13 protein-coding genes are annotated in these 14,224 nt (G+C 47.3%); 7 read left to right on the top strand and 6 right to left on the bottom strand.

The genetic code is table 11. From position 1 onward, the window contains the following. Positions 1–8: 8 nt before the first annotated feature. The 4 genes from cysG (at position 9) to XMD564_RS03685 (ending at position 4,886) form a co-directional block, all read left to right on the top strand. Entirely contained in the window at positions 9–1,442 is a 1,434-nt protein-coding gene (gene cysG, locus XMD564_RS03670; RefSeq protein ID WP_173507816.1) for a siroheme synthase CysG, read from the top strand. A 241-nt stretch (positions 1,443–1,683) separates the two neighbouring features. Further along, positions 1,684–2,745, top strand: a complete 1,062-nt coding sequence (locus tag XMD564_RS03675; protein ID WP_173507817.1) for a hypothetical protein — start codon at positions 1,684–1,686, stop codon at positions 2,743–2,745. 171 nt (positions 2,746–2,916) lie between these two features. Then, positions 2,917–4,584: a hybrid sensor histidine kinase/response regulator gene (locus XMD564_RS03680; protein WP_173507818.1), complete on the top strand. Its 1,668-nt coding sequence runs from the start codon at positions 2,917–2,919 to the stop codon at positions 4,582–4,584. Positions 4,585–4,622: 38 nt separating this feature from the next. After that, on the top strand, positions 4,623–4,886 hold the full coding sequence (locus XMD564_RS03685) for a GIY-YIG nuclease family protein (protein WP_173507819.1): 264 nt from the start codon (positions 4,623–4,625) through the stop codon (positions 4,884–4,886). 218 nt (positions 4,887–5,104) lie between these two features. On the opposite strand, the gene nhaD is transcribed toward XMD564_RS03685, so the two are convergent. The 4 genes from nhaD to XMD564_RS03705 form a co-directional block, all read right to left on the bottom strand. Beyond that, positions 5,105–6,349 (bottom strand): sodium:proton antiporter NhaD, encoded by a 1,245-nt coding sequence (gene nhaD, locus XMD564_RS03690; RefSeq protein ID WP_173495533.1) that lies wholly within the window; start codon positions 6,347–6,349, stop codon positions 5,105–5,107. 181 nt (positions 6,350–6,530) lie between these two features. Beyond that, the gene (locus XMD564_RS03695) at positions 6,531–8,288 is read right to left on the bottom strand and encodes a DEAD/DEAH box helicase (protein WP_173507820.1); all 1,758 of its coding nucleotides are present in this window, start codon (positions 8,286–8,288) and stop codon (positions 6,531–6,533) included. A gap of 162 nt (positions 8,289–8,450) precedes the next feature. Beyond that, a complete protein-coding gene (locus tag XMD564_RS03700) occupies positions 8,451–9,071 on the bottom strand; it encodes a glutathione S-transferase family protein (protein WP_173495535.1) in 621 nt (206 codons plus the stop codon). Positions 9,072–9,075: 4 nt separating this feature from the next. Next, positions 9,076–9,942 (bottom strand): hypothetical protein, encoded by an 867-nt coding sequence (locus XMD564_RS03705; protein WP_173507821.1) that lies wholly within the window; start codon positions 9,940–9,942, stop codon positions 9,076–9,078. Between the two features lie 118 nt (positions 9,943–10,060). On the opposite strand from XMD564_RS03705, the gene smrA reads away from it, so the two are divergent. After that, complete coding sequence (gene smrA, locus XMD564_RS03710; RefSeq protein WP_217364259.1) at positions 10,061–10,636, top strand: DNA endonuclease SmrA; 576 nt, start codon at positions 10,061–10,063, stop codon at positions 10,634–10,636. After that, complete coding sequence (locus XMD564_RS03715) at positions 10,636–12,564, top strand: GNAT family N-acetyltransferase (RefSeq protein ID WP_173507823.1); 1,929 nt, start codon at positions 10,636–10,638, stop codon at positions 12,562–12,564. Before smrA ends, XMD564_RS03715 begins: the two co-directional genes overlap by 1 nt. On the opposite strand, the gene XMD564_RS03720 is transcribed toward XMD564_RS03715, so the two are convergent. Together XMD564_RS03720 and XMD564_RS03725 are read right to left on the bottom strand one after the other, a co-directional pair. Then, the gene (locus tag XMD564_RS03720; protein WP_173482447.1) at positions 12,532–13,335 is read right to left on the bottom strand and encodes an MOSC domain-containing protein; all 804 of its coding nucleotides are present in this window, start codon (positions 13,333–13,335) and stop codon (positions 12,532–12,534) included. The two genes, XMD564_RS03715 and XMD564_RS03720, sit on opposite strands and share 33 nt — an antisense overlap. Positions 13,336–13,341: 6 nt before the next feature. After that, positions 13,342–13,803: a DnaJ domain-containing protein gene (locus tag XMD564_RS03725; RefSeq protein WP_173480870.1), complete on the bottom strand. Its 462-nt coding sequence runs from the start codon at positions 13,801–13,803 to the stop codon at positions 13,342–13,344. A 105-nt stretch (positions 13,804–13,908) separates the two neighbouring features. Here XMD564_RS03725 and XMD564_RS03730 point away from each other — a divergent pair, with 105 nt between their 5' ends. Next, positions 13,909–14,220 (top strand): DUF6482 family protein, encoded by a 312-nt coding sequence (locus tag XMD564_RS03730; protein WP_173482449.1) that lies wholly within the window; start codon positions 13,909–13,911, stop codon positions 14,218–14,220. The last annotated feature ends 4 nt before the right edge of the window (positions 14,221–14,224 follow it).

The following is a 14,224-nucleotide window of genomic DNA, read 5'->3' on the forward strand; positions in this document are numbered from 1 at the left end:
CCACTCTTATGGAATATTTACCGCTCTTTTTTGATCTTAAAAACCGACCTGTTCTACTGGTAGGTGGCGGCGACGTGGCTTTGCGTAAAGCACGGCTATTAACACGTGCTGGCGCGCTCATTCATCTTATAGCACCAGAGGTGTGTGAAGAGGTGAAAATGCTGGTTGAGCAGAAGGGTGGTCAGGTTGAGCTAGGTAAGTATCGTAAATCTCTACTGCAAGGCAGAGTCTTGGTCGTCGCCGCGACCGATTATCAGTCGCTCAATGAGTCGATCTCTTTTGACGCGCGTTCTGCTAATGTTCCGGTCAACGTTGTAGACAGTCCTGCACTCTGTACGTTTATCTTTCCGGCTATTGTCGATCGATCCCCAATCGTTGTCGGTATCTCTTCGGCGGGTAAAGCACCGGTCTTAGCGAGAAATCTTCGAGCACGACTGGAGACTCTCATCCCTCAAGGCTATGCCGACTTAGGTGCATTGGTGGGACGGTTTAGACAGCAGGTGAAACAGAAATTTTCCACCGTTGATGGTCGTCGCCTATTTTGGGAGAAGATACTGTCAGGCCCTGTCGCCGAAAAGGTATTTGCAGAACAGCAAGATGAGGCTGAGCAGTTACTTAGGTCAGCGATTGAAGCGGCCGAAGATAAAGCACCAATGGGTGAAGTCTATCTGGTCGGCGCAGGGCCAGGGGATCCTGAACTACTGACCTTTAAAGCACTGCGTTTGATGCAGCAGGCCGATGTGGTGTTGTATGACGCCTTGGTCTCACCGGAGGTGGTGGATCTTTGTCGTCGAGATGCCGATTTAATCTTTGTGGGTAAACGCCGTGATCAACATACCTTGCCACAAGAGGGGATTAACGAGCTGCTAGTCAAACATGCGAAACAGGGTAAGCGAGTGGTCCGCCTAAAAGGGGGGGATCCGTTCATCTTCGGCCGTGGCGGTGAAGAGCTTCAAACCTTGTCAGAGCAGGGAGTGCCTTTTCAGGTAGTGCCAGGCATTACAGCGGCCAGTGCCTGCAGTAGTTACTCGGGTATTCCTTTAACTCACCGCGATTTTGCTCAATCCGTTCGATTTGTAACCGGGCAGTTAAAGAGCCGGCAAGCAGAATTAGATTTCTCAGATCTATTAGCAACGAATGAGACGCTGGTCTTCTATATGGGATTGCACACTTTGCCAGATATCTCTGCGGGATTGATTAGTGCGGGTCGTTCACCCTCTACACCGGTCGCCATTGTCTCTCGCGGTACCTGTAAGGATCAAAGAGTGTTGACCGGAACCTTGTCGACGATATCCGATCTACAAGAGAGTGCACAACTTCCCGCGCCATCCATCATCATCGTCGGCGAGGTAGTTAAGCTTCACTCAGAACTGGCCTGGTTTGGTGACGTTCATCAAGAAGCCAATCATGCGTTAGAGCAGGTACAGCAACTTTCCGCTTAACAGTCTGTTTATTGGCATGGATCTTGCTGAACCCACAGTAGATAGGCATCAATGTTAATGATGCTCGAAACTGTTTAGGTTAGGTGTTGGATTATTCATGCTGAACTCTTGTTTTTATTTATGCGTCGCGTTTTGCAAATATTTTGCAAAAGTTAAATCCCAGTTGTTGTTCTCTCTACTGATCTCAATTCCATTAACTGCGACTTCGGCGTCCGATAAGCCAGTGGATCCTAATCGGATAATGATTCTGTTTACTGGCCACGAACAGATCCCTTTTCAGCAAGAGGTTTTTCAGGGATTTATTGATGAACAGTATCAGCTACTGGTTAATCAATCTGAGTTATTTACAAAAGAGGTTTACATCCACCGATTGGATGCTTTCAGAAGTGAGCCGGATTACCTTCGTCAAACGATCGATTCCCTTTATAAAAATTCCCCTTTACTACCCGCGACGATCATCGCTGAGGGCAATTTTGCCCTTCGAGTTGCTCAGGGACTCTCCAGCAAACTACCCAAAGAGATTAATGTTTTTGCTGTCAACACCAGCATGGCCGCTCTTCCCGGATTTTCGAAAGGGGAGCTATTTGATCTAGAGAAAACGCTGGATTCAATCCCAAGGCTATTTCCAAACATCAAAGAGTTGGTTGTGCTTGCCCCAGCCTCACGTCGAGTAGAGGTTGAAGATCTATGGGATTTTAACTTTGCCGATCAGTTTGATTTAACCCTACTTGATGAGTCGTTAAGTTTTGATGAGACCCTATCCACATTAAAACAGCTTCCTGCAGATCGAGTCATTCTATGGTTAGGGCGTGGTGCTGGATCGGTCTCTGAAGATGGATTGCCGATACAGCTCATTAAACAGATCGTTGATCTAGATGTTGCTCCATTGATATCAATGCAGAGTACTTCGCTAAAGGCCGGTGGATTGGGTGGCTATATGACCCTTTCTAAAGAGTTGGGTCAAAAGATAACACAACTGACTTACGGTCAATCTGAAGGGTTTGCACCACCTCAAAAGCGTTATATTTTGGATTATAACGAGTTAAAACGTTGGCAGGCTGATACGTCTAATCTTAACGGGCCAATCTCGATCATCAATGAGCCTCTCTCTATATTTACGGAGAGACAAGTTCAAACGTACATTGGCTGGTCCTTAATGACCGTTGCAATCTTATCAGCTCTGTTTGCTTGGTGGATTTGGCATCAGTTAACCGTTCGAAATCGTCAGCTATCCAAGATAGAGGCTCTAGACAGACAACTCCATTTAGCATTAACCACCTCTAAATTAGCGCTAATAGAGTAGAACGTTAATCATCAGACGGGCCATTGGATAATTGAACCCCCTGATGAGAATGTTGCTCCATTGGTCGGTGAGGCTAGGTTAAATGCTACTGAGCCTAGATATCGCAATCAAATTACAGACGCGCTTGCTCAAATAGGAGCGGTCGTTGAGTACCCGCTCTTCATAGAGGCGTTGAATAGAACTAAATGGGTTAGAAACTCGACGATTGCGGAGCACACCAATGCAAAGGGTGAACTGATTCGAATTCAGCTGTCACAGGATGTAACGGATATTAAAGAGAAGGAGCTGGCACTTGCAGAGTCGGTCAAACGGACTGAAAAAGTACTGCAGCAGCTTAACGATGTTTCTGAATATGGTGATATAGGACTCTTTCACAGTGACTTGATTAAGGGTGTCGTAACGGCGAATGATGTCTTTAGATCCCTCTATGATCTCCCTAAAGATCAGTATCCGACGATTACTCAAGAGGATATCAGCACTCGTATCGCTGTGGATAGTGGAGAGGATCAGCTTAAAAATCGACTCCACAATTGGCAATCAAACAATTTTCAAAGGATTGAGAGAGAGTTGTTACTCCCCTCTGGTGAGAGGCGTTACCTTGAGTTGAATGCCCGCCCTGAAGTGAAAGAGGGTGTGTTGCAGGGGTTTAGCGGTGCAGTCATCAATCGTACAGATGATGTTCTGCTAAGACATCAACTTGAGGTTACGCTTACTGAGCGCAGTCAGGCTGTTAAGCGGTTAGAAGAGACGCTGCAAAAACAGAAACAGATGTTTGCTGTGATTGGTCATGAACTTCGAACACCGGCTGCGGCACTGAATATGATGTTGGAAGCGGACAATGCGGCGATTACAGAGTCACTTGGTGATATTCGCTCTACCAGTCAGCATCTGCTAGCGGTATTGGATGATTTACGATCGGTGGTTGAACCAGAACTGATTCAAGGGAGAGAGCTCTCTAATGCTCGTCCTATAGAGATAGTAGAGCGATCACTGACACCACTTAAAACGATGCTCGATAATCAACAGATTCGATGCTCGGTTAAATCGAATGATATGGCAGGTCATCAATTCAATCTCGATCAGCGGGGTATTCGACAGGTTTTAACCAACTTGGTTAAGAATGCCGTTGTGCACGGGCAAGGAGGTATGGTTCAAGTTCAGGTCGAAGTAATTACTCCTTCATCAGCCGATGAGGGGGCTATGCATCAGCTTCGTATCTCTGTTGAAGATGATGGTCGTGGTATTCCTACCTCTCAGTATGAGTCGATTTTTGAACCCTTTGAAAGAGGCGATACAGATGCGGATGGAACCGGATTAGGGCTCTCAATCTGTCGTGAGATCATTCAAGCGAATGGCGGAACTCTGAATGTAAAAGAGAGTGAGGCGCTAGGAGGTGCTTGCTTCACAATCAATATGCCGGTTGAGCCTAAGCAGTCAGCAACCCCGGATGAGACAGCATCGATGGTTTCACTCGAGGGATTGAGTGTTTTGATGGCAGAAGACAATTTGATGCTCAGAAAGCTTAGTGAAAACTTACTGCAAAAATTGGGGGCTAACCCTGTTCTTGTGGAAAATGGCCAACTGGCTCTAGATCTGTTTAATGAACAGAAATGGGATCTGATCATAACGGATATCTTTATGCCGGAGATGAACGGTTATGAGTTGGTCGAAGCGATTCGTGCGACAGGAAGTGATGTGAAGGTGTTAGGAGTAACCGCCGCAACGGTCGGTAACGAACGAGATCTGTTGTTAAAGGCTGGCGCTGATGTCGTTATGGGTAAACCGATCACCTCTGAATCTTTGCAAAACGCTCTGTTGCAGTTACAGCTAAGGGTGTGATTATATCTAGGCTCTAATCTTTATTGAGTGCGTTTGGCTTGTCTCACTGGTTTGTTTACGTCGTTCGTTGTTCCGATAAAACCCTCTATACAGGGGTAACCACGGATCCCACTAGACGACTCCGTCAACACAATGGTGAACTGGTTGGGGGCGCTAAATACACACGAGCTAGACGACCTGTGGAGCTGATCTGGCATGAGCAACATGCAGATCGTTCAAGTGCCACGCAGCGTGAGTGCGCAATTAAGCGGATGACTTTACAGCAAAAAACACAATTAATAGAGTCGTGTCAGTTAGTATGATCTTAGCTCACTGAATGGAATTTTTTTCAGTTGAACTCCAGACCCATGGGTCTAAACTGAATAGTGAAAAGTCTGAAGCTGATATTCAGCGGTTGGCTTACCTGGCCCGGGTTTGAAGGGTATTACGAGTCGAAATATTGCTTTCGGCTAAGCGGGCGGCAACTCACTGTTTAGAAGTTATGGTTAACAGTAGGAGTGTCGCCCGTTTTCATTATGCGTTAGACGAAATAGCTACCTAAAAGATAACTGCTCAGGTAACCGACTAAAAACGCAATCGATAGATAGACGACGTAGCGTGCATAGCTTCCGAAATTTAGGATATCCACTTTAGACATTGCAACGATGCCGGCTGCTGACCCAATTGCCAACAGCGACCCCCCAACACCCACAGAATAGGTTAAGGATAACCACTCGGCTTTAGACATCTCTACTCCAGACTTGAGCAGTGCCGCTGTCAAAGGTACGTTATCGACAAAGGCTGAGAAGACACCCATCGCAAAGTTTGCAACGGTGATGGGTAGGACCTGATAGATGCCTACTAAACTGTCTAGTGTTCCAATCTCTTTGAGCATCCCCACCAATAGCAAAATACCCAAAAAGAACATCAATGTATCGAACTCGATGCGTCTAACGTAGTCCAACAGGTTTTCACGAGTGTCCTCTTCGTAGAGAAAACGGCCCAGCAGAAACATGGTGGATAGTCCAAAAAGGAAGGTCAAAACCGGTGGGATGCCCGCAACAATATTGAGAATAATGGTCGAAATAATGGTTGCTAGAAATATAACTGCAATGACTTTACCGACCTTGTCGTCCTTGCGAGGGGTAGGGGTAATAATCACCTGACCTACCAAGGGTCTAGAGAGCATGGCCGCTAACAGCATGGTGCTTACGAAGGCTGGTACTGAAAGTAGCAGTAGGTCAGTAATCTCTACCTTGCCGGCTAGAAATACCATTAATGTGGTCACATCGCCGGTAATCAGGGATACACCACCAGAGTTGACTGCAAATACAACAAGCACAGAGAGTCTAAGGGTTTTACGTCTCTCTAAACCTAGCGATAGTACCAAGGCAATGGAGACCAGGGTGGCTGTGATGTTGTCACAAAGACTTGAAAAGACAAAGGAGAAGATGCCGACCAGAAAGATGAGTTTGCGTTCACTGATTTGACTGGGTAGTAGCCGATATATAAGCGTCTCAATCAGTCCTTGATGGTTTAAAAAGGCGACAAAAGTCATCGCGGACATTAAAAATAGCCAAAGCCCTGCGATATCTAAAAGGTTTTCATTGAGCATATCCCTGAGTTGTTCCGGTGTAACACCTTGTTCAGGAAACAGGAAAATCAATATCCAAGAGAGCGTGCCTAGAAACAGAGTCGATTTCGCTTTGTTTAGATGAATCACCTCTTCAAACACAATGGCTAACAGTGCAATCAGAGCAAAAGCGATGAGAGTGTAGTGGAGCATAGATAATCCTTATCAGATATTGGCAAAGCTGTGCCTCTAAAGGATCGTCAGTTTACTACTTTAGTTGGATTTGATTATTAATAAATCAACGTATTAGGTCGGTTTTTAAGACTGGTTTTGCATAAGCTTATAGTTGGGTAAAGGAGGATACTCAGCCCCTTAGGCTGAGTATCGGATACCGTTAGGCTTTTTCTGCGCGTGGTTTGCGATTGCCTTTAGGTTTGCTGTTGCGGTCGCGCGGTGGTCCTTTACGACGCGTTGGTTTACCTGACATCTCATCCTGCCATGGGCGAATCGACAACTGTTTGCCGCAGACGCGAGCATCGGCAATTTTCTTCAATTGTGCATGCTTAAGATCATTTGGAAGATCAATCGTTGAGAAGTTCTCGCTGATGCTGATACGTCCAATCAGATCGCTGCTGATATTCGCTTCGTTTGCGATCGCACCGACGATGTTACCCGGTTTAACGCCTTGTTGGTGGCCAACGCCGATCCAGTAACGGGTCTTACCTTCGTCTGCACCAGAGTCACGACGAGGTTTACGATCACCTCTTTCACCGCGCTCGCCACGATCAGAGCGTTCACGACGTGGGCGCTCTTTGAAGCTGGGCTCCTTCTCATCAAGATAGAAGGGCTTATCTTTGTAAATAAGCTGAAGTGCAGCAGCGGCTAGGGCAGAGGCGGTGATACCGCTCTCTGTCACTAGTTCAGTGATCAGGTTATGGAAGTCAGCCGTCTGTGGTTTATCAATCGCATTAACAAGACGCTCTTTTAGGCGCTGTGAACGCAATTGGTTCAGAGCTTTAGCATCGGGAAGTTCCAGTGTTTCAAGTGTTGAACGTGTGTGGCGTTCAATCGACTTAAGTAAACGGCGCTCACGATGAGTCACAAAAAGAACCGCATCACCTTGACGACCTGCACGCCCTGTACGACCAATTCGGTGTACGTAAGACTCAACATCGTAAGGGATATCGAAGTTAATAACGTGGCTAATACGCTCAACATCAAGACCGCGTGCTACGACATCGGTCGCCACGACAACATCGAGTTTGCCAGACTTTAGACGGCCCACAACGCGTTCACGTTGTGCTTGCTGAATGTCACCGTGCAGTGCAGCTGCATAGAAGCCTGCCTGAATCAGCTGTTCTGATAGCTCTTCAGTCGCTGTCTTAGTTCTAACAAAGATCAGTGCTGCATCGTGCTCATGCATCTCGAGTAGGCGAGTTAGAGCTTGGAACTTAGAGAGGCCGCGAACTTCCCAAACACGCTGGCGAATGGTGCTGGCTGTCTCAGTCTTGCTTTGAATCTTTACGTGCACAGGGTTTTGTAGGTAACGCTCAGTGATCGTTTTGATTTCACGTGGCATCGTTGCCGAGAACAGGGCGATCTGACGAGTAGGTGGCGTGTGCTCAAGCACCCACTCAACATCGTCAATAAAGCCCATGCGTAACATCTCATCCGCCTCATCCAGTACCAAACACTTCAGTTTGTCTAGGCTTAGAGTACCGCGACGAACATGGTCCATAACACGGCCTGGTGTACCAATAATGACATGCACACCCTTACGTAAAGAGCGAAGTTGTGTGTCGTAACCCTGTCCACCATAGATTGATAGTGTACGCAGACCAGGGATGTACTTAGAGTACTTTTCGCACGCTTCAGCTACCTGGATGGCGAGTTCGCGAGTTGGCGCCAGTACCAATACCTGTGGGTGGATCTTGCTAGTATCGACGTTCTGTAGAAGTGGCAGAGCGAAGGCGGCTGTTTTACCAGTACCTGTTTGCGCTTGCCCTAGAATATCACGGCCATCAAGAAGGGCTGGAATAGCACCTGCTTGGATAGGAGAGGGTGTTTCGTAGCCTACGTCAGAGAGTGCTTCGAGAATAGGCGTGCTTAAGCCAAGATCACTAAATGTGATCGGCTGATCAGTATCAGACATCAGATTTCCTGCTTTTAAGGGATCCCGTTACCCGCGGCCCATAAGTCAAAAGCAGGTGGAGGATCGTTGAAAGAGGCGCAAATTATACAGACTTTAGGCTAATAAGCCAGCTGTTTATTTTTTAATCAACAAAAAGGCCCGCTTTGAGAGCGGGCCTGAACATTATGCGCTAGGCATCTCTAGCCCTTTAGAGACAAAGTCAAAGGACTTCATTCGCTCAATATAAGCGGCCACATTGGGGTATTGATCAGGTTCTATTTTTTGAAATTCAAAGCGATTCGCCCATGGAAAGATTGCGAAGTCAGCAATCGACAGTTGATCACAAACAAAGTCGCGACCTTCCAATTGTTTATCCAGAACACCCCAGAGGCGATGAGCCTCTTTACAGTAGCGATCAACCGCGTAGGGGATAGGTTCCGGTGCAAATTTATTGAAGTGATGTGCCTGTCCAAGCATAGGTCCAAATCCACCCATCTGCCACATTAGCCACTGCATCACTTGCCAGTAGGCTTTAGGTTCTGTGGGCATAAACTGGCCACTTTTCTCGGCGAGATAGAGCAGGATAGCACCGGTTTCAAATAGGGAGATAGCCTCGCCATTAGGACCGTCATGATCAACGATGGCGGGTATCTTATTGTTGGGACTGATGGCTAGAAATTCAGGTTTGAACTGTTCATCGTTAAGAATATCGACTCTATGGAGTTGATATTCGAAACCACAGGCTTCAAGCATGATTCGGATCTTATGACCGTTTGGTGTGCCCCAGGTGTAAAAATCGATCATCTGATTAGCCTCGTGTGAAGTGTTGGTAAATTTTAATCAGTTCCTCTTCACTATAACTAACAATCACCAACTGTTGACCGGGTTTAATCAGATCTGGATCCTGACCCAGCATCCCCTGTTGGTAGTTATAAATGTAGATGTCGTTCACCTTAGAGTAGAGGAACTCGCCTAAGAAAGAGGAGCGCTGATTCTCAAGCACTTCGTCAGCAAGTTCTGGAATCTCTGCGATGAGCGTTTGTCCGTTCTCACCACTGAGCTTGATCCCTTCACGGAAGGTGTTGGTTAGGCCGCGCTGCAATATGCCCCAGAGCCCTTGCATATCGTTGGGGGTTACCGCATGAATGTAGAAGACACTGCCGGCAGCGATGTCAGGATTAGATAGAAGCTCTTTAAGACGAATTTTGTCTCCGGGTGACAGTGTTTTGGTATTGATAACATTGTCTTCAGCGATGAGTTTCATCATCTGATCAGGCTTCACCGATTCATTGCTGACGAGTGGTTGCTTCACAACCAGAGTTGAGGTTTGTACACCCTGGGTTTGAGCCTCATCAGTTGCCTCCATAGCTGTCTGAATGGTCTCTACTTGAGCAGCCTCACTCTTCATGTTGGGTAGTTCTAGCAGTTGATCACCGGTAACAAAGTTATTCGCTTGTTTAATATCGAGCGCTTCATCTTTGGTCTCTTCGGTCAGTGTTTTAATGACCTTTTTGGCCGCTTTTTCAGTCTCTGCAACGGTCTGTTGTGAGGGGGTGCTTTGTGGTTGCACACTTTCGCCGGTTTGGGAGTCAGTGGATATTTCCGGTTTGTTCAGGAAAAGGTAAGTCGATACTGCAATGATAATCAGAATAAGAGCGATAATGACGCGTTGCATAGTGGTGTGTCCTTAACAGGCGACTGATTCGAATCAGGGTTGTTATTCGTTATTACAGCAACAATAATCACTTTATTGACCGGTTTAAAGTCTTTCTGCCGGTTTTGAGGTAATGAGTGTGTCTGATCAAGAGATTACAAACGATTTCACATCGTTAATGCTAGGTGAAGGGGTTAAACCGATTAAGGCAGAGGCTAAGGTCTCTGCGCGCGAGCATTTAAGACGTGGTGATATGCAGGCTCTTGAACAGCGTCGACGCGAGGCTGAAGGGGTTGATGGGCGTTTTCGATTTACTGATAGTCAACTGTTGAACCCTTTGGATCCTGTCGATTGGAAACGCGATGGCGTTCAAGAAGGGGTCTATCGCAATCTCCGTTTGGGTAAATACACTGTCGATGCGCGCCTTGATTTAATTAACAGAACGCTCTCTGAGGCCTGTGAAGAGGTGCCTAATTTTGTAAAGGAGTGTTACCGATTGGGTCTGCGTACAGTCATGATTACCCATGGGCGTGGCAAACATCTGCAGGCACCTCAAAACAAGATGAAAAGTGCACTGACACTCTGGCTGCCAAACATTGATGAGGTGTTAGCCTTTCATAGCTGTCAGCCCCAGCATGGTGGGCTTGCAGCGATCTATCTGTTGTTACGTAAGAATGAAGAACAGCGCCTCGCCAATCTAGAGCGTCATCGATAGTGGCCATCAACGATCGAAAACTGGTTTGGCTTCAGTGTGAGTCAGAAGTAGAGGCAGGTCAGGCGATCAATCAGCTCAAGGGTCAACTCCCTCTCAACTCTATGAAAGGGTTGTTAGTCGGTCAGTCGCAAGAGGGTTTTAGCTCGATTAGAGCCGATCGATTAGCGACAGAGCTTGGTCAATCCATTGACTACCTAATCTTCAATGCTTTTGACGGCTTCACACCTAATGCTCTGGCCCAGGGGGCGGGCCTTGTTCGGGCTCCTGGTGTACTGGTTTTGATCACCCCTAAGGCGTCTGTTTGGCCCAATTATGCTGATCCGTTTTTACAAGCCTTGGGGCAGTCTGAAAGCTATTATTCAAACTACATACAGTTATTAATCAATAGTTTAAATCATAGTAGTAATATTATTTGTGATATTGACGCCGTCGAGCTCAATAGTACAACTAGCACTCAATTATCTGAATCGATAGCCTTAACTGCTGATCAACAGGCTGTGGTGGATAACCTGCTTGATGACTGGTCTCTATCGACCTCTACCAGAGTGATTACAGCAGACAGAGGTCGCGGCAAATCCTCTGCTTTGGGCTATGCGTTAAAACAGTCTGATTGGGAGTCCAATCAGGTCATTGTGACGGCACCGGATAAGCGCGCCGTTTACTCTCTCTATCAGCAGAGCGATGAGTTTCAGCCGCGCTTCCTCCATCCTGCTGAAGCCTTACAGGAGCTGCGTACTAACCCCGATATTCGACTGTTGGTGATTGATGAAGCCGCCGCGATTGCAACGCCTCTGCTTGATCAACTGGTTGAAAGTGCCAATCATCTAGCAGTCTCGACAACGGTTAATGGCTATGAAGGGTTTGGGCGTGGATTCTCTCTTCGTTTTCTACAACGTTTGGGTCTACAGCGAGAGGGTGTTAACTATTCCCAGCTGGCTGAACCGGTTCGATGGTCTCAAGGGGATCAGCTTGAAGAGACGATCAATGAACTGCTGTTTCTGACCGAAGGCGAGCCGTCTAAGGCGTTTTTAGGCTTTGATGACGGTGTGTATGGATTAGAACTTGATGGCCTTGTGAGCCACCCTGATCGATTACAGGCGATCTATCAGCTTCTACACCTAGCTCACTACCGAACCTCACCCAACGACCTTCGAGTTCTGCTCGACTCCCCAGGGCAATGCCTCTTTGTAACTGTTCAAGCTGGTGAACTGGTCGCTGTTGCTTGGATTTCAGCGGAGGGTGAACTGTCCGCTGAGCTCTCTGAGGCGATCGCTCAGGGTGTTCGACGGCCTAATGGCAATCTACTTCCGCAAACACTCATATTCTCTGAGGGTATGGTCACACTAGGTACCAAGCGCTTCTGGCGAATCGCACGTATTGCGGTCGCGCCAGATTTCAGAAGATCAGGGATTGCCGCGGCTATGCTCCGTTCTATTGAAGCGAAAGCGATTGCGTCCCAGATCGACTTTATGGGGGCTAGCTTCGCTGGATACCAAGAGGTGTGGCAGTTTTGGAGCGCCTCTGGCTACAGAGCGATTCGTATGGGTGATCGTATCGATCCGGTGGCGGGTGAGCCCGCATTGCTGGTTATGAAAGCGTTAAACGCCAACGCCAAAGACGATATTCAGTTTCTATGCGAGCAGGCGGTTTCACGTTATCAATTTGAGATTGAGAGAGGGTTGAGGTCGGCAATGCCAGTCGGTTTTGAGTCTTTACCTAAACCGCTTGAGCAGAGAACTTTATCGTCTCATCAGATTGAGTCTCTAAAGCGCTTTGCTCAGGGCAGTGCGCCACTCACACTAGTAAGACCTTGGATTGAGTTGTTAGATAAGGGGTGTGCGCATAACGAGGTTGGTCACCTTGAACTTAAACCGAACAAGCATCAACTCAAGGCTTTACGAAATAGGGTGTCCCAGTTCATCGACTAGGGTCACTTTATCCCCAAGAGAGACCTTTCCAGGCTTTACCAAGCTAATATTTTGGCCAAAGTTGATCTCCCCATTGGGTCCAGAGTGAATTGCCTGCAGTGTGCGGAGCGGTTCCTGATGGCTATCTTTCAATCCAGTGATGGGATCGCGTGTGACTAAAACACAGCGTTCGCATGGCTTGCGACGTTCAAATATGGCCTCTCCGATTTGAAACCGACTCCAGCTATCTTCAATCCAGGGTATTGAACTGTCGATGACAAGGTTAGGTCTAAAACGAGCCATTTCAAACAGCCCGCCTGATGCATGGTTGAGAGCATCCAGTGAGGCAGTATTGGTCAGTAGAATAGGGTAACCATCACTGAGAATTGGGCCCCACTCATAGCGCTTTTCTGCAAGTTCTGTTGCCTGACTGTCGTTAAACACTAGGCAGACTTTGCGTTCGAACAGGGAATCCAGCGCCCTATTATTGAGCCTGATTAGTTGTACTGAGGTAACCCGACTCCAAACAGTGACGCTGAGTCTCTCCGATGAGCTGAAATCACCCTTCGCAATCGTCTTGTTTTTGTAGAGGATAGAGAGAGTCTGACCGTCTGACTCGATGTTCAGATCCAGCAGAATCGGATCTTTTCTAGCCGTTATAAACCGCCCATCCTCTTCCGCTAGCATGAAACGACGGTCGCCAACGATCCCTTTAGTTTCTATGTTCGTTTGCTTTAAATGAACGGCCTGACCCGACTTGATCGGGTAGCGGATGATGTCGACGAGTTTCATCTCTGGTTAGTCCTTTAGAAGCGTCTCTTTGGCCGAGTTAATGCGAGAGGCAAGCCAATCACTGCCACCGCGATCAGGGTGGGCTTTTTGCATCAATCGCTTATGCGCAGCAAGGATCTCCTCTTTGGATGCTCCCTCTTTAAGACCCAGTATTTCATAGGCCTCCTGCTTGCTTGGATTTCCGGAGGGTTTAGGGCTGTTCTTTTGTTGCTGGCGTCGAGCCCTTAGAAAAGGCAGTAGGCGCAGTAACCAGGGAAACGCACTTTTAACAAAAGGAAGCAGGCCGGCAATCAGAGCGCCTAGCCAGTGCATCCTGCCGGTAATGGCTAAAAAGAGCATCACCAGTGCTAGGGTGATGAGTCCGGCTTGAAGCCAAGCTCTGCGTCGATGCTCTTTGGGTTTAGATCTCACCCAGCCTAGTATCAGCAGAATCAGTATAACGACAGCAATAAAAGAAATTGGATTCACAAGGTCTTGTCTCTGTACTTATATTGGGTTTGAAGATTCGGCATGAATGCTTGGTCCGAAAGAGTATAGCCACCGTAACCTGAAAAGTAGATTTAAGGAAGCCATATGAAAGTAACTATCGAGCAGCTCAATCGGGAGCGTCCGGTTATATCTGAATTGCGATTGAAATCCTTTGAATGTGAACACTATCTGGTTCAATTAACGACTGAGACTGGGCAATCAACCCTGGTTGACGATACTGGGCGCCCTCAGGTGTTTCGGTCTCAGCTAGCGGCCAAGATTCCTTTCAAAGGGTTTAGGGTTGAAAGGGCGGTGCTAGAGCATCAATCCTATTATGACGAAATGATTGGGCTGCAGGGCGACAAGGTTGAACCTCTGCTGGTTGATATCAGCCTTCCAGATAATGATTACTCATAAAAAA

The sequence above is a fragment of the Marinobacterium sp. xm-d-564 genome (assembly GCF_013283345.1).
In the GTDB taxonomy this organism is placed as follows: Bacteria; Pseudomonadota; Gammaproteobacteria; order Pseudomonadales; family Balneatricaceae; genus Marinobacterium_E.